Below are 19,789 nucleotides of genomic sequence, written 5' to 3'. Positions count from 1 at the left end.
ATCGCTTAGCGAGCCATTCTTTCGCGAATTCCAGAAGCGCATCCCGGGGGGCCGTGTAACGGCTTTTCCATCCCGCGTCAGCGCTCGCCAAAAAAAGAACCAACACACTGCGCAAGCCAGCACCGGACTGGGCGTGGGAGGATTCTTATCGTCCCTTGTCCTTCCCCCAAAGAGATCGAGGGCAATCAAAATGGCCAATTTCAATAAGTCGGACCTGGAGTTCATCCTCAAGCAAATCTTCATCGCAGAAGCGCATGCCGACGGTGCCAGCCTCAGTGATTTGCTACCCAACAGTCAGGTGCCATTCGGCCTGCGCACTGTCGATGGCAGCTACAACAACCTGGTCGCCGGGCAAACCGAGTTTGGCGCTGCGGACAATTCCTTCCTGCGCCTGCTTGATGCCCAATATCGAGCGGCCTATGCCGCGTCAGGGACAGTGTCCGACTCGCAGCCACGGACTATCAGTAACCTGATCGTCGACCAGACCGCCAACAACCCGGCCGCAGTAGCGGCGAACGGCGGTTCAGACCCGGTGATCAGCCCCGGTCTGGATGGCGTGTTCGGCACGGAAGACGACAAGGAAGTGTTCTTCATCCCCAACGTGTCGCCGGACGCCGGTCTGACCGCCGGCTTCAACTCGTGGATGACCTTCTTCGGCCAGTTCTTCGACCACGGCCTCGACCTGGTCACCAAAAGCAGTACCGACTTCGTGTTTATTCCGCTGCAGCCGGACGATCCGTTGTTCGTGCCGGGCAGCCCGACCAACTTCATGGTGCTGTCACGTGCAGTGCATACCCCCGGCGCGGACGGAATACTCGGCACTGCCGATGATAGCCAGCCCAACACCACCTCGCCGTTCGTGGACCAAAGCCAGACTTACAGCTCGCACCCCTCGCATCAGGTGTTCCTGCGCGAGTATGTCCTCAACGCGGCAGGTGACCCTGTTGCAACGGGGCGCTTGATCACCAACCGCGATCTCGGCGCCGACGGCAAGTTCGGCACGGCCGATGATGGCGACGGCGAAAATGGCGGCATGGCGACCTGGGCAGTGGTCAAGGCCCAGGCCCGTGACATTCTCGGCATCAACCTGACCGACGCCGATGTGCACAGCGTGCCGCTGCTGGCAACCGATGCGTATGGCAACTTCATCCGGGGGGCGAGCGGCATGCCGCAGGTGGTGATGCGCGTCAGTAACGGTGCTGACGGGGTCGCCGGGACAGCGGATGACGTCACTCAACTGGTCGAAGGCAACCGGGATGCTCCGATCAGCCTGGCCAGCGCCGTGAGCGCCGGGCATGGCTTCCTCGACGACATCGCCCACAATGCTGCGCCGGTAGTCGTCGGCGGGGTTCTTCAGGCGGATGCTGATGCCGATATCGGCAATGCGCAGCCGGTTGGCGCAGGTGGCAACAACCTGACCTACGACAACGAACTGCTCGACGCTCACTACATTGCCGGCGACGGCCGGGTGAACGAGAACATCGGCCTGACCACCGTGCACCATGTGTTCCACTCCGAACACAACCGCCTGGTCCAGCAAACCAAGGACACCCTCCTTGCCGCTGGCGATCTGGTCTTCCTCAATGAGTGGCTGGTGGACGACGTGGCCGCGATACCGACTACACCCGCTGGAATCGCGGCGTTGGTGTGGGACGGCGAACGCCTGTTCCAGGCCGCCAAGTTCGGCACCGAGATGCAGTACCAGCACCTGGTCTTCGAGGAGTTCGCGCGGACCATTCAGCCGCAGGTCGACGCATTCCTTGCACCCAACGGGTATGACACCTCGATCAACCCGGCAATCCTCGCCGAGTTCGCCCACGTGGTGTACCGCTTCGGTCACTCGATGTTGACCGAGACCGTCGATCGCTTCGACCCCGAGTTCAATCCGCTCCTCACTGACCCGAACAACCCGGACTCGCAAATGGGTCTGATCGCGGCCTTCCTCAACCCGCTGGCGTTTGTCGGCAGCGGGGCGACTGCCGACGAAGCGGCAGGGGCGATCATTCGCGGTGTGACCCGTCAGCTCGGCAACGAGATCGACGAGTTCGTCACCGAAGCGTTGCGCAACAATCTGCTCGGTCTGCCGCTCGATTTGCCGGCCCTGAACCTGGCGCGTGGTCGCGACACTGGCATCCCCACGTTGAATGAAGCGCGCCGTGAGATGTACGCATCAACCGGCGACAGCCAACTCACGCCGTACATCAGTTGGGCTGACTTTGCGGACCACCTCAAGCACCCCGAGTCGTTGGTCAACTTCATCGCGGCCTATGGCACGCATGACACGATTACGGCGGCGACCACGCTGGCAGACAAACGCGCTGCTGCCTTGGCGCTGGTATTCGGCGGTGCGGGTTCACCGGCTGACCGCCTGAGCTTCCTCAACAGCACCAATGCCTATGCCAACGTAACGCTGGCCGGCAAGGATGGGCTGATGGGTACTGCCGACGACGTGACGGGTGTGACGATCACGGGTCTCGACGACATCGACTTCTGGGTGGGTGGCCTCGCCGAGCAGAAAATGCCGTTCGGCGGCATGCTCGGCTCGACGTTCAACTTCGTGTTTGAAACCCAGATGGAGGCGTTGCAGGACGGCGACCGCTTCTACTACCTGTCGCGTACCGCGGGTCTGAACTTCGGCACCGAGTTGGAGAACAACTCCTTCGCCAAGTTGATGATGCTCAACACCGATGTCACCCACCTGTCGAACACCGTGTTCCTGACGCCGACGTTCACCCTCGAAGTGAATCAGGACAATCAGTTCACTAACCTTGGCGTGGACGGCAAAGACGACCCGACGGGCGGCCTCATGATCAACGGCGTGGAAATCGTGCCGCTGGTGATCCGCGACAACCCCAACACCGCGGGCGCGGACAGTAATTATCTGCAATACACCGGTGAAGACCATGTCGTCCTGGGCGGCACCGCCGGCAATGACATCATCGTCTCCGGTGATGGCGATGACACCCTGTACGGCGACGGCGGCAACGATCGCCTCGAAGGCGGCGCCGGCAACGATGCGGTGCTGGGTGGCGCGGGCGATGACATCATCACCGACTCGTTTGGCGACAACCGTCTGGAAGGCAATGCCGGTAACGATGTGATCATCGCCGGTAGCATGCTGGTTGGAGGCAACCTGATCCTTGGGGGCGATGGCCAGGACTTCATCATCACTACTGAAGACATCAGCACCACCTTCGGCGGCCAGGGTGACGATTTCATCCTCGGCGCCAAGACCAACCTGCCAGCTACCGGCAACGAAGGTGATGACTGGATCGAGAAGGGCACCCAGGACGGTGCGCCTGGTGATAACGCTGCGCCGTTGCTCAATGACGATTCGATCGGCAACGATATCTTTGTCGGTGGTGGTGGCTTCGACGAAATGATCGGCGAGGGTGGTGATGACATCTTTGTCGGCAGCGACGCCCAGGACAATATGGACGGCATGTCCGGTTTTGACTGGGTCACCCATAAAAATGACAGAGTCGGCGTGACCGTTGACCTGACCATGGCCACGCTGGCGCAACCACACGGCAATGCGCCAAACCAGAACACCGGGGTGTTCAATCCGGTCGGCGCCTCGCCGGCCTCGATTCTCGACCGTTTTGCCGAGGTCGAAGGCTTGTCCGGTTCGAAGTTCGCCGATGTGCTCAAGGGCGATGATGTTGATGCGGTCACGATCATCAACCACGGTGGTACCACGGGCAGTGCGCTGACCAATGTGGCGTTGATCCGCGGACTGGAGCAGTTTCTGGCCGATGCCGGTTTGCCGACCACCGGCTTTGCCACGGGCAACATCATCCTCGGTGGCAATGGCAGTGACCTGATCGAGGGGCGCGGTGGCGATGATCTGATCGATGGCGACAAATGGCTCAACGTCAGGATTGCGGTCTATGACGTCGGTGACGTCAACCATACCGGCCCCGAGATCGCCACCTTCGACAGCATGGTCGATATGATCCCGTTCATGCTCGACGGCACCTATAACCCGGGGCAGCTCAAGGCCGTGCGGGAAATCCTGCCCGGCACTTCGACAGGCGGGGCGGCTTTCGACACCGCCATTTTCTCCGGGCTTCAGTCTGAATATGTGGTGACACGTGATACCCGCGGCACGGCCGATGTGGCGGACGATGTCTGGACGGTGACCGATACCGAAGTGGGTCGCGACGGCACCGATACCTTGCTGCATATCGAACGCCTGCAGTTCGCCGATACCCAGCAAGTGTTGATGCCGGGGCTGAACGCACAACCGACGGGCAGGCCGACCGTCGCGGATGGAAACGGCGGCGCGATCACCGTGGGCGACACACTGACCGTGAGCATGGCCGGTGTGCGCGATGGCAACAACATCGCAGTGGGTAATCTGCAGGGTTTTGTTAACAACACCTCGGTGTCCTACTATTGGCAATTCGAAGCCGACCCCGGCACTGGCGTGTTCGAAGACATCATCCTGCTGCCTGCGGGTGACCTGGCGTTCCAAAGTGCCGACGGCACCACGTTCAAGGTCTCCCCGGATCTTGCCGGGCTGGCACTGCGGGTCAAGGCGATCTACCAGGATGGTCATGGCACGACTGAAGTGCTGTTCTCGCAGCCGACGGCCGTAGTGGACCCTGGCGAGCCGGTTGTGCCAACGGCGCAGGTACCTGTCGTCGATGCCACTGCGGGTGGCGAGGGCCTTCACATGGTCCGCTCCGACCTCAACTTCATTCTTGATCAGATCAAGATTGCCGAGGCAGACGCGGGCGGTCAGGACATCCTCTCGCTAATCCCGAATATCCGCGCGCCGTTGGGCTTGCGTGCGGTCGATGGCTCGAACAACAACCTGATGAACCTCAACGGCATCAACAACACCGAGTTTGGTGCCGCGGATAACACCTTTCCGCGCTTGACCGATCCGGTCTTCAATCCGGCGGAAGGTGCACCTGCCGGGTTCTTTGGCCCCGGTTCACCGGCCATTCCGGGATCGTCGTACCAGCAGACCAGCGGCTCAGTGTTTGACTCGCAGCCGCGCACCATCAGTAATCTGATCGTCGACCAGACGTCGAACAACCCGGCCGCGTACGCCACGGCTTATGACGTGGGCGCGGACGGTGTGCTCAACTTCGGCACGGTGGATAACGACGACATACTCAAGGATGGCGTACGGATAGTCGCCAGCCCCGGCATGGATGGTCAGTTCGGTACTGACGACGACCACGATGTGTACCTGTTCGAGAACACCACGGCGGACGCAGGGTTGTCCGCGCCGTTCAACGCCTGGATGACCTTCTTCGGGCAGTTCTTCGATCACGGTTTGGACCTGGTGACCAAAGGAGGTTCGGGCACCATCTTCATCCCGCTGCAACCGGATGATCCGCTGTATGTGCCCGGCGGCAACACCAACTTCATGGTGCTGACCCGTGCGACCAACCAGCCTGGGGCGGATGGCATTCTCGGCACGGCCGACGACATCCATGAGCACACCAACACCACGACGCCGTTCGTGGACCAAAACCAGACCTACAGCTCGCACCCGTCGCACCAGGTTTTCCTGCGCGGTTATGAGCTGACCGACAACGGCCCCATCGCGACCGGCAGGCTGATCACTAACCGTGACCTGGGGGCGGATGGCAAGTTCGGGACGGCAGACGACACCGAAATCGGTGGCATGGCGACCTGGAAGGTGGTCAAGGCGCAGGCCAACGACATTCTGGGGATCCGCCTTACCGATGCCGACGTCGAAAACTCCCCGCTGTTGGCGACTGACGCCTATGGCAATTTCATCAAGGGGCCGAACGGCTTCCCGATGGTCGTGATGAAGGGGGCTGACGGTCTGGGTGGCACGGCTGATGACGTCCTTGTCGAAGGCAATCCGCTTTCCCCGATCAGCCTGACCAATGCTGTGCGCACCGGTCACCAGTTCCTCGCCGACATTGCCCACAATGCAGCGCCGGTGTTCAGCAGTGGTGTGCTCGTGCCTGACGCGGATAACGACGTTGGCAACGCAGTGCCGTTCAATCCGCAGACCGGGGCCAACCTGGCCTACGACAACGAACTGTTGGATGCGCACTACATCGCTGGCGACGGCCGGGTCAACGAGAACATTGGCCTGACCGCAGTGCATGCGATCTTCCACGCCGAGCACAATCGGCTGGTCGCGCAGACCATGGACACCGTGCTCGATTCGGGTGACGTGGCCTTCCTCAACGAATGGCTGCTCAATCCGGTGAGCGCGTTGCCAGCCAACCAGGCTGAAATCGATGCGCTGGTGTGGAATGGCGAGCGCCTGTTCCAGGCTGCGAAGTTCGGCACCGAGATGCAGTATCAGCACCTGGTGTTCGAGGAGTTTGCCCGGACCATCCAGCCCCGGGTCGACCTGTTCTTCGCACCGACCCAGGTTTATGACGTTGACCTCGATGCCTCGATCGTCGCCGAGTTCGCCCACACCGTGTACCGGTTTGGCCACTCGATGCTGACCGAGACCGTCGATCGCTTCGACGTCGACTTCAACGTGGTCGGCGATCCGAACAGTGCTGATCCTGATCAGCAACTGGGCCTGATCGCGGCGTTCCTCAACCCGTTGGCGTACGCCGCCAGTGGCGTGACACCCGAGGATGCGACCAGTGCGATCGTGCGTGGGATGACTCGGCAAGCGGGTAACGAAATCGACGAGTTCGTCACCGAGGCGCTGCGCAATAACCTGCTCGGCCTGCCACTCGACCTGCCGGCGTTGAACATCGCCCGTGGCCGCGACGTGGGGATTCCTTCGCTCAATGCGGTCCGCCGCGACATCTACAGCCAAACCGGTGATACCCAACTCAAGCCGTACATCAGCTGGGTCGACCTGGTGCAGCACCTGAAACATCCAGAGTCGTTGATCAACTTCATCGCGGCCTATGGCACGCATGACACGATCACGGAGGCGACCACGCTGGAAGGCAAACGCGCTGCAGCCATGGCGCTGGTATTTGGCGGTGATGATGCGCCGGACGACCGCTTGGACTTCCTCAACGGCACTGGTGCCTGGACCAATGTCACGCTGGCTGGCAAAGATGGACTGCTCGGTACTGCCGACGATCTGAAGGGAGTGACGATCACGGGCGTCGATGCCATCGACCTTTGGATCGGCGGCTTGGCCGAAGAGAAGACTCCGTTCGGCGGCATGCTCGGCTCGACCTTCAACTTTGTGTTCGAGAACCAGCTGGAAAAACTGCAGGACGGTGACCGCTTCTACTACCTGGAGCGTACCGCTGGCCTGTCGATGAACGCCGAACTGGAAAGCAACTCGTTCGCCAAGCTGATCATGGCCAACACCTCGGCCACGCACTTGCCGGGCCTGGTGTTCTCGGACCCAGGGCTTTATCTGGAAGTCGACAAGAGCAAGCAGTACAACGATGGCCTGGGCAACGCCGATCCGCTTGGCGAGAACGGCGAGCAGGTGGTATTCCGCGACAACCCGCTGACCGCGGGTCCGGACACCCACTACATCCGGTACTCGGGTGGAGAGCACATCGTGCTGGGCGGCACCAACGGCGCAGACATCCTCATTTCGAGTGAAGGTGATGACACGGTCTGGGGTGACGGCGGCAACGATCGCATTGAAGGCGGTGACGGCAACGACCAACTGCGCGGAGGTGCCGGCGACGATATCATCACCGACCGCGGTGGCGACGATAACATCCAGGGTGGCGACGGCAACGACGTGCTGCACGGTGGCAACGGCGTCAACCTGATCATTGGCGGGTTCGGTAATGACTTCATCATTACCGGTGAGGACGCTTCCGAGGCCATTGGTGGCCAGGGCAACGACTTCATCCTGGGCAGCAAAGCCAACGAGCAGGACATGGGTAACGAAGGCGACGACTGGATCGAGAAGGGCACTTCGGACGGTGCACCTGGCGATAACTTCGACCCGGCTGGCAATGACCCGGTGATTGGCCACGATGTGTTCATCGGCGGTAACGAGAACGATAAGTTCAACGGTGAAGGCGGCGACGACATCATGGTCGGCAGTCTCGGCCTGGGTGACCGTTATATCGGCGGCTCCGGCTTTGACTGGGCAACCTTCAAGGGGCTCGCCCAAGGTGTGACCATCGATTACACCGATCGCTTTTTCGATGTTCCGCCGATGCCGGGTTCGGGTGCTTCAGCGCTGGTACGTTTCGACATCATGGAAGGTCTGTCGGGTTCATCGCACGGTGACTTCCTGCGCGGTGACAACGAAGATGCCACATCGCTGCCCACTGCAGGTGCAACCGGCAGTGTGCTGACCAACATCAACCTGATCGACGGCCTGGCTGAATTGCTGCCAGACGGAGCGACGTTCTTCGATGGCGGCAACATCATCCTCGGCGGTAGCGGTAGCGACCTGATCGAAGGTCGCGGTGGTGACGACATCATCGATGGTGACAAGTGGCTGAACGTACGTATCAGCGTACGGGAAAACGTTGATGGCACTGGCGCGGAAATCGCCACGTTCAACAGCATGGAGCCACTGGTGCCGTTTATGCTGAACGGTACTTACAACCCGGGCCAGTTGGTCATCGTGCGGGAGATTCTGACCGGCGATGACAGCTTCGACACCGCGTTGTTCTCCGGTAATTTGGGGGAATACGGCATCGAGATCGATGGCGACACGGTCATCGTGACCGACTCGGTGGCAGGGCGTGATGGCGTCGATCGCCTGACGGGTATCGAGCGTCTGCAGTTCGCTGACGTGGCGCAATCGTCCGGAGTGGGCACCGCCCAAAACAACGACCCATTGGGTCATCTGGCAATCCTCGATGCGGCTACCGGTTTGCGTGACGAAACGCCTGTCGCCGGCCAGTTGCTGCGCGTCAGTGATCGGGGGGTACACGACGCGGACAACCAAAGCGTGGCCAACCCGACCGGTGCGGTAACGGGTGCGGTGGCTTACTACTGGCAGGTCGAAACCATTCCCGGATCGGGCATCTATGACGACATCACCACCGTCGCCGCTGGCGAGGCGACACGGGCGACTGGCACCACCTTCCGGGTGGGGGCCGATGAGGCGGGTCTGAATATCCGCGTCCGGGCGGTGTACCAGGATGCCAAGGGCACGCTGGAGATCGTCGAGTCGTCCGGGAACAGTACACCGACCGAAGGGCCGACCGTTATCGGGCTTGCCGTGCAGAACCAGGTGTTGACCGCTGACCCGTCGAGCATCATCGACCTCGATGGCCTGAGCAATCCGCAGTTCACCTACCAATGGCAGGCGAACGACGGGCTGGGCTTCGTCAACATCGCCGGCGCTACCAGTAGCTCGTTCGCGCTTGGCCAGACTCAGGTCGGCCAGGAAGTGCGCGTGGTGATGGGTTACGTGGATAACTTCGGTGTCGCCGAAAGCGTTTCGTCCAACATCCTGGGACCGGTGGACAACGTCAACGATGCACCGACTGCAGGGCCAACCGTAACCGGGCTTGCCGTGCAGAACCAGGTGTTGACTGCTAACCCGGCGAGCATCATCGATATTGATGGCCTCAGCAATCCGCAGTTCACCTACCAATGGCAGGCGAGCAACGGGCCTGGTTTCGTCAACATCGCCGGAGCTACCGGTAGCACGTTCGCGCTTGGCCAGGCTCAGGTCGGCCAGCAAGTGCGCGTGGTGATCGGTTATGTGGATGACTTCGGTACGGCCGAAAGCGCTTCGTCCAACATCCTGGGGCCGGTGGCCAACGTCAACGATGCACCGACAGGCGCGTTGCTGATCAGCGATACGACACCGGACCAAGGGCAGGTGCTGACCGCGCTGACGGCTGGGATTGCCGATCCGGATGGGCTGGGCACCTTCAGCTTCCAGTGGCAGCAAGGTGTCGGCGCGTCCTTTACCGACATCAACGGCGCGACTGCTGCGACCTTCACCCCTGGTGCGGCGCAGGTCAATCTGCAACTGCGAGTGATCGTGCGCTACACCGATGGCTTCGGCACGCTGGAGTCGGTGACCTCGGCGGCGACGGTGGCGGTTGCGGCACTGGGCGTGGTGCTGCAGGGCGACGCTTTGGCGAACACCCTCACCGGCACCGCAGGTAACGATGTGCTGTTTGGCCTGGGCGGGAACGATACGCTGAATGGCCTCGCCGGTATCGACCAGTTGTTTGGCGGCACTGGCAACGACATCCTCAACGGCGGAGACGACAACGACGTCCTCAATGGCGAGGACGGCAACGACACCCTCAACGGTGGGCTCGGCGCGGATGCCATGAACGGCGGTGCCGGCAACGACACGTTTGTGGTCGACAACGTCGGTGACCTTGTCACCGAGGCGCTGGGTGGTGGTACCGATCTGGTGCAAACCAGCCTCACGAGCTACCAGCTCGGTGCCAACGTCGAGAACCTGACCTATACGGGAGCCGGTAACTTCACCGGTACCGGTAACGCACTGGCCAACACCATCACCGGCGGGGTGGGTAACGACCTCCTCAATGGCGGTGCGGGTGCTGACCGGATGGTGGGGGGCGCCGGCAACGATACCTACGTTGTCGATGCAGCCGCAGATGTGGTGGTCGAGGTGGCGGGTGGCGGTACGGACACCGTGCAGACTTCGCTGGCCAGTTACACGCTGGGCGCTGAAGTCGAGAATCTGACCTACACCGGAGTCGGCAACTTCGTCGGCAACGGTAACGGGTTGAATAACGCCATCACCGGCGGGGTGGGTAATGACACCCTCAATGGTGGCGGCGGCAACGACATTCTCACCGGCGGTGATGGGGCGGATGTCTTGAATGGTGGAGCAGGCAACGACACGCTGCTCGGTGGTGAGGGTAACGACACATTGTTGGGTGGTGCCGGCAATGACTCTATCGATGGCGGTATTGGCAACAATACAGTCACTGGTGGTGCCGGCAACGATGTGATGGTTGCCAGCAGTGGCAACGATATCTTCATGTTCGCGGCGGGCTTCGGGGTCGATCAGATCATCGGCTTCGATGCCAATGCGGTGGGAGGCCAGGACCGGCTCGATATTTCCGCGTTTGGCGTCACTGCTGCGGCCTTTGCCGGCGTCGTCATCATTACCGATGTCGGTGCGGATACCTTGATCAGCTCCGCAGGAATAGCTGACTCCATCCGCCTGGTCGGTGTGGCCGATGCAACAACCGTCACTGCCGCAGACTTCATTCTCGCCACTTGAGGTCCTGATCAGTACTGTCGCAGACGCGTGAAAAGAGGAGGGGAGGGCATGGATGCCCTCCCTTTTTTTCTTTAAAAAACGGGCTGTTTGTTGAGCTGAAAATGAGTGAACCACCCTGGCAGGTCGGTGTTTTTCAAGGCAACGGTTGAATGTATAGGGAGAGCCTCAGGAAAGCTGTTTTTCCAGTGGTAACAGCGCTTCAAACTCTCAATTAATGCGCTAGTGAACTCGCAGCATTCTCTATGCTAAAAAATTTAACGGCCTATAATTCCCCGCCGGCGGGGCTGCCCGATTCTGTGGCCAGTTCTTCATCAAAAAAGTTGAAACAGGATGCGGGTAATACAGCTCATTTATGGGGGATTTCTCACAACATGGGTACGGCAATACCACAGGTGCTTACGTCTTTCGCTACCTGCTGATATCGACCTGATGCGGACACTGAAAAAGGAACTGCGGTTGAACGAACAGACATTGTCCATGCGCCTGGAGCGCGTGGCGGCGCATGTACCAGCAGATGCGCGCCTGGCCGATATCGGCTCGGATCACGGCTACCTGCCGGTGGCGTTGATGCGCCGTGGCGCCATCGCGGCGGCGGTGGCCGGCGAGGTGGCATTGACGCCGTTCCACTCGGCCGAACGCACCGTGCGCGAGAATGGCCTGGACCAGCGGATCACCGTGCGCCTGGCCAATGGCCTGGCGGCGATCGAGCCGGGAGACTGGATCACGGCGATCAGCATCTGCGGCATGGGCGGCGAGACGATCCGCGACATCCTCGACAGCGGCAAGGCGCACCTGAGCGGCCAGGAGCGCCTGATTCTGCAGCCCAACGGCGGCGAGCAGCCACTGCGCCAATGGCTGATGGAAAATGGCTACCGCATCCTCTGCGAGGAACTGCTGCGGGAAAATCGCTTCGACTACGAAATCATCGTCGCCGAGCGCGCCGGGCCGGTGATGTACACCGCCGAGGAGTTGTACTTCGGTCCGCTGCAGATGCAGGCACGCAGCCCGGCGTTCCTGATCAAGTGGCAGCGCATACTGCGCGAGAAGCAGAAGACCCTGACCCAGTTCGCCCGTGCGCGGCAGGCCGTGCCCGAGGAGAAGGTGCAAGACATCGCCCGGCAGGCCCGGTGGATCACCGAGTTGCTGGCGTGAGCACGGTCCAGGGTTTGTACGAAAAAATCATGTAACTGCCCATTCACCGGCCGAAGTACGAGCCACGAGAACTCATACAGGTTGCTTCACCTTTCGCTGCACCCACTGAACCTCGCTTTGCAGCTCAAGGACTTGCCAATGGAAGCGCTCCAGCGAGGCATTGTGGCCGACACTGATCAGGATCGTCTCCGGCAGTGTTTGTTTGAGCAACTGATAACAGCGCGTTTCGTTCTCCAAATCCAGTGCCGAACTGCTCTCATCAAGGAACAGCACCGCGGGGCGGGTCAGTAGCGCGCGGACGAAGGCACAGCGTTGCTTTTCACCGACGCTCAGGGTCTGCGTCCAGTCGCTTTCGTCATCCAACCCGGACACCGAGTTGCTTGACGTGTTCAACGCCGGCAGCAGTGACATCAAGGGCCTGGAAGTCGCTGTTGAAAAAGACTTCGGCGAACAGTTGACCCTGAACGCCGGTGCCTCTGTCACCGATGGCAAATACAAGGACTTCGTCACGAGCGACGGCCGCGACATGAGCGGCGAGGACGTCCTCTATTCGTCCAAGTACAAGATGTCGCTCGGCGGTACCTATCGCTGGAATGATCGTCTGACCCTCAACACCGACGTCATCTATCAGAGCTCCGCGCCGTCGGAGTACGAGTTCGATGATGCTGGCCAGGTCACGGGTGAGCGCCGGAGTGACAACTACTGGCTGGCCAACTTCAACGCCGAGTACAAGATCACCAAAAACGTGGCTGTATCCGGCTACGTGAAAAACGCCTTCGACAAGGAATACGTCACCAACAACCGCAGCGGTGACATCGTTGATGTCGGCGCCCCGCGCACTGTGGGTCTGGTTCTGCGCTACGACATGTAAGCCCTTGGACGCGGGGAAGCCAATTCCCCGCGTCTGGTTTCACAGCTGTTGTTCCTGAAGCGTTCGTCTTTAGGTAGCCCTGTTCATATCTGACTATCGTGTTTGGATAGCAAATGACTGCTTCTGGCCGATTGAATCCACAGCCGTTTTCTGCCAGTCGTGACAAGCAGAAAACGGCCAGAAGCGGACGGTGACAACAGGCAGAGAACGGTCGGGAGCGGAGGGTCGCTCCAGAAAAAACAAGATGGTCCCCTTTGGCGGTCGGAGGAGTGCTGAGCCGATTCTATTGGGGTAGTTTGGCGATCACCTTGATCTCGAAGTCGAAGCCGGACAACCAGGTCACGCCGATAGCGGTCGCCGTCGGGTAGGGCGCTTCGCCCCAGTACTCGGCCGCTACTTCCCAGATGGTTTCGAATTTCGAGTCGGGGTCGACCATGAAGATGGTCGTGTCGACCACATCCTCGAAACTACTGCCGGCCTCGGCAAGGATCGCGTTGAGGTTGGCGAAGGCCAGGCGAACCTGTGCCGCGAGGTCCGGCTCGGCCGAGCCATCCTTGCGAGTGCCGACCTGACCGGATACGAACAGAAAACCGTTGGAGCGAATCGCCGGCGAGTAGCGGTGGAGCTCGTACAGTGCATGGCGGTCAGGCGGGAAAACGACATCACGTTTGCTGGTCATTGCATACCTCCTTCGGGGCCATCGCGGCCCGCTGTTTACGATGGAGCCACTGTAAAAAGACGACCAACCTGAATAAACAAGCAACGCTTGTCATGACTGTTTGTAGAATCCAAACTATCCAGACCCGAGTGAGGCGTGAAATGGACCGTTTCGATGCAATGCAGGCCTTTGCCCGAGTGGTGGAAACCGGCAGCTTCACCAAGGCGGCAGCCACCCTGCACATGAGCAAGACCACCGTGACGCAGCTGGTTCAGCAACTGGAAGCGAGACTGCGCGTGCGCCTGCTCAACCGCACCACACGCAAGGTCAACGTCACCGCCGATGGCGCGGCCTACTACGAGCGCGTCATCCGGCTACTGGTCGATATGGACGACGCCGAGACCAGCCTGTCCAGCGCGTCGATGACCCCGCGCGGGCGACTGCGGGTGGATGTACCCAGTCCGCTGGCGCGAATGCTTCTGATACCCGCCTTGCCGGGGTTCTTTGCACGCTACCCGGAAATCCAGCTGACCGTGGGCGTGAGCGATCGCATCGTCGACATCATTGGCGAAAACGTCGACTGCGTGGTGCGCGGCGGCGAGATCATCGATCAGTCCCTGGTGGCAAGGCATGTGGGAGATCTGAAACTCGGCATCTATGCCGCGCCCGGCTATCTGCAGCGCTTCGGTACGCCGGCGCACCCCCGTGAGCTGGAGGAGGGCAGGCACAGTACCGTTGGCTTCCTCTGGTTTCGTACAGGCAAATCCTTGCCCTACGCGATGCAGCGGGGTGAGGAACGCATCGAGGCCCAGGGCCGCCCGCAACTGACGGTCGACGACGGCAATGCGTACCTCGCCGCCGGCTTGGCTGGTCTGGGCATGCTTTGGCTACCGCAGTACATGGCCAAACCACACCTGGTCAGCGGCGAGCTGCTGCCGCTGTTTGAGGACTGGCACATGGCGCCAATGCCGATGTATCTGGCATTCCCGCCGAATCGCCATGTCAGCGCCAAGGTGCGGGTATTTATCGACTGGGTAATGGAATTGATGGCCGAGCATGCGCCGGTGGTTAGGTGAAACAGGTGTAAAGCCATTTCAGGACTAGACACTCTAAACGTCCATTTTTTGGCAAAAATTGCCGGTCATGAACGTCTGTTTCCGACAACGGCTATTTGCTTTAAGGCCACAAGCCTCTTAAGGCGATGGCAGCACCCATGCCAACGGTATTGTTTGGATCATCATGTTCGTCAGTCCTAAAAGCGGTCCCCTCAATATGGTAGACCTTCGGTTCGTCCGAAAAATATTCCTCCAAGCCCATCATGAACAGCCGATGGTCTTCACTCGCTTCGAAGCCCGGCGTGTGATCTTCGAGTGATTGCCACCTCACTATCAGGTTGAATATCTCTGGGCTTTCGATCCCTTGCGCGAGCAGGTGGCCACCGTAACCTTTGGCGCGGCTGAGCAAAGGAACGACCTCGGCAAATGCACGTCGGAACGTTTCAATGCGTTCTTTGTGAACGGGGAGCAGAGCGATTTCATAGATCATGGCGTACCTCTAAGTTGACTTGAACGATTAAAAGTACGCACTTACGAGAGGAGCGATGGCTCGACCGCAATCGCGATTTTTCCTTGAATACCGTTGTTGGGACTTTCCAGCCGGGCATGGGCGAGGGAAATGTCGGCAAGCGAATAGACGGCGCCAACGTTTGGCCGCAGTTGACCGCGCGCTACCAATGCGCTCAGCTCATCAAGCTTGCCGCGGTTTTGCCTGGTGAAAACGAAGTGATAGCTCGCGTTCTTGCCCCAGGCCTGAACGACATTTTGTGGCAGTGCAATGTCCACAATCGTGACCACGCGGCCAAGTTGTGCGAGCACGTCGGGGCTGCGTGACAATGTGTTGCCGCCGATGGTGTCGAACACGACATCAACGCCGCGGCCACCCGTTTCCCGAATGACGGCGTCGACATAATCTTCTTTTTCGTAGTCGATGATCACATCGGCACCCATGCTGCGAGCGAACTCAATGTTTGCTTCGCGCACGGTTGTGAACACCCTTGCTCCCATGGCTTTCGCCAGCTGGATCGCGACATGACCGACGCCTCCCGCGCCGCCGTGTACAAGAATACTTTCCCCTACCCTGAGCGCGGCCCGCACGACCAGTGCTTCCCACGCCGTCCCGCCAACCAAGGTCAGGCTTGCCGCCTCAAGATGGCTCAGCGAGGGAGGCTTCTTCCCGATAATGCTTTCTGCAGCGACGTGGTACTCGGCATAACTTCCTGGCCCGTCAAATATTTGCGGGGTGTACCAGACTTCGTCTCCTGGTACGAAGGTCGTCACACCTGGCCCAACTTCTTCGACAACGCCAGATACGTCGTGTCCGGTAATGGCCGGCAGTTGCACCAGGTCGGGATAATCGCCACGTCGAACCTGGTAATCCAGTGGATTGATGGAGGTTGCGTGTACCCGCACCAGGACCTGTCCCGTGTGCGGCACGGGCTTGGGCACGTCGCAGAGTTCGAACGATTCAGGACCGCCAAATGATTTAAGTATCATCGCTTTCATAGTAAATCCTCGTATCGACAAAAAGGAATATCGAGATATCTCGATATCTTGCGGTAAAAAATTACAGATCTTTCCCAATGATCTCGGCAAGAGCACTGATGGTTGCTTCATTTCGTTTGTAGTAGGTCCACTGACCGATGCGCCTGACTTCGACCAGGCCCACTCGTTGCAACGTGGCAAGGTAACCGGACACCGTTGACTGCGACAGTCCGATACCTTCTTGAATACTACTGACGCAGACGCCGACCGTGAGAACGTCACCTTCATCCTGCGGAGGGAAGTTCTTTGCGGGGTCCTTCAAACCTTTCAAGATTTCAAGACGCGTAGGGTTTGAGAGGGCTTTGAATATTTCGATCAATTCCATAAGCCGAGGATATCGAGATTTATCGATATGTCAATGCCAGAGATTAGAACAATCTTGAACTTCGAATTGCCAACGGTTTCGTTGGCTAGACCGAGTGTCTGCTTCTGGCCGATAGTTGCCTGTCGCGAAGGACAACTATCGACCCCTCAGCCAGTCATCCATATCGACTGAATCTATGGTGTCTTCTTGCTCAAGCTTTAGTACGAAAGCACCCTGGGCTTCAGCAGTGTTCAGCAGGTCTCCAGTTCGTGCTGTTACATCACGATGGGCATTGGTCAGATCGCTTGAGCACCGCACTGAGGACGCACTGTCCATATAAACCGACGCCAAGACCCGACACGATGAGAACGACTGCAACGATTTTGTTAAGTGACAGGGTCTCATTGAAAATCATGACTGAACCGAGCAGGCCGAATACCGGCACCAACAACGACAATGGCGCGACGGTTGACACTGGATATCGTTTCATAAGTGAGTTCCACACCCAGTAGCCGAACAGCGTATTGGGGTATACCTGGAACAGGATGGACAGGGCGGCGCGGTAGTCGAGTTGATTCACCAATGCGCTGTACCCCGTCGAGCCGTTAACAGCGTAATCAAGCGCGAAAAGAGGGATGGGCGAAAACGCGCTCGACCACACCAGGAAAGCGAAGACCTGCGTGGTCCTGGCTTTTTTGTTGATCACGTTGGCCGCACTCCAGGCGACCGCTCCCAGCAGCACCAGGATCAGCCCGAGCGTCGTTACTGTCCCATCAACGATGGAGACGATGCTCAACAAACCACACAGAGCGAGACCCATGCCCGCGTACTGAAAGCGGGAGATGCTTTCCTTGAATATCCATGAACCCAGCAGGATGGTGAAAAACGCGCTGAACTGAAGCACCAGCGAAGCGATGCCTGCGGAAAGACCAGACTTGATGCCAAGGTTAACGACGCCCCAAAGTCCGATACCGAAGACCAGGCCGTAACCAATGATGTAGCGCCACTGCACATCAGGTTTCGGAATGAAAAAGATCGCTGGGAGCGCGCATAGCGTGAAGCGAATGCCGGCAAGAATGAATGGGTCAACGGTGGTGAGCCCCAGTTTGATAACCGAGAAATTCGCGCCCCAAATGGCAGTAATCGAGATGGCGAGTAGGAGGTGCCTGGCTTTCATGCTGATCTTCCTTGATGGGTCGTTGAAAAATGTAACGTGAGAAACCACAGAACCAAGGCAGTAGCGCTGATCAAGGCGCCCAGCAGGCTTACTGCAATCCAGCCCCAAAGCGCATAAACCTGGGTCGCGGCTGCGGCTCCCAGCGCGCTACCGACCGAGTAGAAGCACATGTATGCGCCGACCATGCGACTTTGGGCGTCGGGTCGTGCAGCAAAAATGAGGCTCTGGTTGGTGACGTGTACTGCTTGCACCGCGAAGTCGAGCAAGACCACTCCGCAGACCAGCGCGATCAAGGACGTCTCGGCAAAAGTGATGGGCAGCCAGGAAAGCGTCAGGAGCCCCAGCGAAATACCGGTAACTCGTTGTCCCAGGCCTTGATCGGCCCAGCGACCGGCTCTTCTGGCAGCAAGGGCACCGGCGACGCCGGCCAGGCCAAACATGCCGACGGCCGTGTGTGAAAGCGACAGCGGCGGGGCGCTCAACGGCAGCACCATGGATGTCCACAGCACGGAAAAAGCGGCAAAGATCAGTAAGGCCAGAAGGCCCCTGGCGCGTAAAGTGCGTTCGGTGATGAACAGTTTGAAGAGCGACTTTATGAGCGACAGGTAGGAGTCTTGGTGCCGTGGCGGCGCCGTGACAGGAACCACTTTCCACAGCACCGCCGCGATGGCCAGCATCAATCCTGACGAAACGAAGTAAACGGCGCGCCAGCCCGCGATGTCCGCAATCAGGCCAGAGGTAAACCGCGCCAGAAGAATGCCCAGGACAATTCCGCTGGTTACGGTTCCCACTGCCTGCCCCCGTTGTGATGGCGTTGCCAACACGGCGGCGTATGCCACAAGTACTTGAACAACCACTGCCAGTAGGCCCATCACGATCATGGCAGCCAACAGGGTCAGCCATTGCTGTGCTGCGCCGACCGCCGCGAGTGCAACCGCAGACAGCATCACTTGAGTCAAAATCAGCCGTTTACGGTTTACCAAATCGCCCAGCGGAACGATGAACAGCAACCCCAGCGCGTAACCAACCTGAGTAGCAGTCACGACAACTCCGATCATTGATGAGGCCACGCCCAGGCTCTGAGCCATTGAATCGAGTAACGGTTGCGCGAAGTAAACGTTGGCTACTGCCAGCGCGCAGGTGACAGAAAACAATAACGTGAGCGACGGGGAAAGCCCCGGAGACCGGTCGGTCCTGCTGTTTTCTCCGGTATCCGAATGCAGCAATCCCGGAGGCTGCCCGGAGAACCGTTTGGTGGCTGAGTCGGCATCTGCTGTCATGTACACCTCCATGGCGTTAAACTGGTTTCAATTAAAAACTAGATTCAATTGTTGTTGTATCAGGTTTTAAATTGCAACCACATTGCGCCAGGCTGGTGGACACACTTGGCAAAACCACATTCCGGAAGGTCAAAAAAGATGGTCGAAGACGCTTCACCGCAACGCAGCGAATGCCCGGTAGCAAGGACACTGGAGGCAATTGGGGATCGATGGTCGCTCATGATCATCCGCGACGCTTTTGATGACATTCGCCGATTCAGCGAATTTCAAAAGAGCTTGGGCGTGGCCAAAAATATTCTGGCATCGCGGCTGAAAACGTTGGTCGAGGTCGGGGTATTCGACGTTCGACCGGCATCAGATGGAAGCGCCTACAAGGAGTACGTCCTTACGGACAAAGGACGGGAGATCTTTCCGGTTGTGGTCAGCATGAGGCAGTGGGGCGAACGTTTTCTGTTCGAGCCGCAGGAGACGCGTTCTGTGCTGATAGACAACGAGTCCGGCCAGCCCCTGATGCCGATTGATGTTCGCTCATCAAGCGGTCAAAAACTTGGACCGTCTGACTGCCACAGAGTGAGACTTGTTGACGGCGAGTTGTGAATCGACAGGGTGGGGTGGTCGTTGC

General features: G+C 59.3%; 10 protein-coding genes and 2 pseudogenes. 5 read left to right on the top strand and 7 right to left on the bottom strand.

What is annotated here, in order from left to right; genetic code table 11:
- Positions 1–190 precede the first annotated feature (190 nt).
- Together ACMXYJ_RS22890 and ACMXYJ_RS22885 are read left to right on the top strand one after the other, a co-directional pair.
- A complete protein-coding gene (locus ACMXYJ_RS22890; protein ID WP_415757047.1) occupies positions 191–11,125 on the top strand; it encodes a peroxidase family protein in 10,935 nt (3,644 codons plus the stop codon).
- A gap of 456 nt (positions 11,126–11,581) precedes the next feature.
- Positions 11,582–12,277 (top strand): tRNA (adenine(22)-N(1))-methyltransferase, encoded by a 696-nt coding sequence (locus ACMXYJ_RS22885; protein ID WP_415757046.1) that lies wholly within the window; start codon positions 11,582–11,584, stop codon positions 12,275–12,277.
- A gap of 72 nt (positions 12,278–12,349) precedes the next feature.
- On the opposite strand, the pseudogene ACMXYJ_RS22880 reads toward ACMXYJ_RS22885, so the two are convergent.
- A pseudogene (locus ACMXYJ_RS22880) lies at positions 12,350–12,640 on the bottom strand (ATP-binding cassette domain-containing protein); the annotation flags it as partial.
- A 19-nt stretch (positions 12,641–12,659) separates the two neighbouring features.
- Here ACMXYJ_RS22880 and ACMXYJ_RS22875 point away from each other — a divergent pair.
- Positions 12,660–13,148 (top strand): annotated as a pseudogene (locus tag ACMXYJ_RS22875) (TonB-dependent receptor domain-containing protein); the annotation flags it as partial.
- 283 nt (positions 13,149–13,431) lie between these two features.
- Here ACMXYJ_RS22875 and ACMXYJ_RS22870 read toward each other — a convergent pair.
- Positions 13,432–13,827 (bottom strand): RidA family protein, encoded by a 396-nt coding sequence (locus ACMXYJ_RS22870; protein WP_415757045.1) that lies wholly within the window; start codon positions 13,825–13,827, stop codon positions 13,432–13,434.
- Between the two features lie 140 nt (positions 13,828–13,967).
- On the opposite strand from ACMXYJ_RS22870, the gene ACMXYJ_RS22865 reads away from it, so the two are divergent.
- Positions 13,968–14,882: a LysR substrate-binding domain-containing protein gene (locus ACMXYJ_RS22865; RefSeq protein WP_415757044.1), complete on the top strand. Its 915-nt coding sequence runs from the start codon at positions 13,968–13,970 to the stop codon at positions 14,880–14,882.
- Positions 14,883–14,982: 100 nt separating this feature from the next.
- Here ACMXYJ_RS22865 and ACMXYJ_RS22860 read toward each other — a convergent pair whose 3' ends face one another.
- The 5 genes from ACMXYJ_RS22860 to ACMXYJ_RS22840 form a co-directional block, all read right to left on the bottom strand.
- On the bottom strand, positions 14,983–15,351 hold the full coding sequence (locus ACMXYJ_RS22860; protein ID WP_415757043.1) for an antibiotic biosynthesis monooxygenase family protein: 369 nt from the start codon (positions 15,349–15,351) through the stop codon (positions 14,983–14,985).
- Positions 15,352–15,392: 41 nt separating this feature from the next.
- Positions 15,393–16,367: a zinc-dependent alcohol dehydrogenase family protein gene (locus ACMXYJ_RS22855; RefSeq protein ID WP_415757042.1), complete on the bottom strand. Its 975-nt coding sequence runs from the start codon at positions 16,365–16,367 to the stop codon at positions 15,393–15,395.
- A gap of 61 nt (positions 16,368–16,428) precedes the next feature.
- Positions 16,429–16,731 (bottom strand): ArsR/SmtB family transcription factor, encoded by a 303-nt coding sequence (locus ACMXYJ_RS22850; RefSeq protein ID WP_017338400.1) that lies wholly within the window; start codon positions 16,729–16,731, stop codon positions 16,429–16,431.
- A gap of 259 nt (positions 16,732–16,990) precedes the next feature.
- Positions 16,991–17,887, bottom strand: a complete 897-nt coding sequence (locus tag ACMXYJ_RS22845; RefSeq protein ID WP_415757041.1) for an EamA family transporter — start codon at positions 17,885–17,887, stop codon at positions 16,991–16,993.
- On the bottom strand, positions 17,884–19,167 hold the full coding sequence (locus ACMXYJ_RS22840) for an MFS transporter (protein WP_415757040.1): 1,284 nt from the start codon (positions 19,165–19,167) through the stop codon (positions 17,884–17,886). Before ACMXYJ_RS22840 ends, ACMXYJ_RS22845 begins: the two co-directional genes overlap by 4 nt.
- Positions 19,168–19,305: 138 nt before the next feature.
- Here ACMXYJ_RS22840 and ACMXYJ_RS22835 point away from each other — a divergent pair, with 138 nt between their 5' ends.
- Complete coding sequence (locus ACMXYJ_RS22835; protein ID WP_415757039.1) at positions 19,306–19,764, top strand: winged helix-turn-helix transcriptional regulator; 459 nt, start codon at positions 19,306–19,308, stop codon at positions 19,762–19,764.
- Positions 19,765–19,789: the final 25 nt, after the last annotated feature.

It is taken from the genome of Pseudomonas arabinosi (assembly GCF_047758675.1).
GTDB lineage: Bacteria > Pseudomonadota > Gammaproteobacteria > Pseudomonadales > Pseudomonadaceae > Aquipseudomonas > Aquipseudomonas arabinosi.
The sequence above is the reverse complement of the archived record's forward strand: the minus strand, read 5'-3'. Positions and strand labels throughout refer to the sequence as shown.

Bases quoted from the DNA above. Each gene is read 5' to 3' on its own strand.
- ACMXYJ_RS22850 (WP_017338400.1), bottom strand. From the start codon at position 16,731: ATGGAATTGATCGAAATATTCAAAGCCCTCTCAAACCCTACGCGTCTT.
- ACMXYJ_RS22865 (WP_415757044.1), top strand. From the start codon at position 13,968: ATGGACCGTTTCGATGCAATGCAGGCCTTTGCCCGAGTGGTGGAAACC.
- ACMXYJ_RS22860 (WP_415757043.1), bottom strand. From the start codon at position 15,351: ATGATCTATGAAATCGCTCTGCTCCCCGTTCACAAAGAACGCATTGAA.
- ACMXYJ_RS22870 (WP_415757045.1), bottom strand. From the start codon at position 13,827: ATGACCAGCAAACGTGATGTCGTTTTCCCGCCTGACCGCCATGCACTG.
- ACMXYJ_RS22855 (WP_415757042.1), bottom strand. From the start codon at position 16,367: ATGAAAGCGATGATACTTAAATCATTTGGCGGTCCTGAATCGTTCGAA.
- ACMXYJ_RS22840 (WP_415757040.1), bottom strand. From the start codon at position 19,167: ATGACAGCAGATGCCGACTCAGCCACCAAACGGTTCTCCGGGCAGCCT.
- ACMXYJ_RS22845 (WP_415757041.1), bottom strand. From the start codon at position 17,887: ATGAAAGCCAGGCACCTCCTACTCGCCATCTCGATTACTGCCATTTGG.
- ACMXYJ_RS22890 (WP_415757047.1), top strand. From the start codon at position 191: ATGGCCAATTTCAATAAGTCGGACCTGGAGTTCATCCTCAAGCAAATC.
- ACMXYJ_RS22835 (WP_415757039.1), top strand. From the start codon at position 19,306: ATGGTCGAAGACGCTTCACCGCAACGCAGCGAATGCCCGGTAGCAAGG.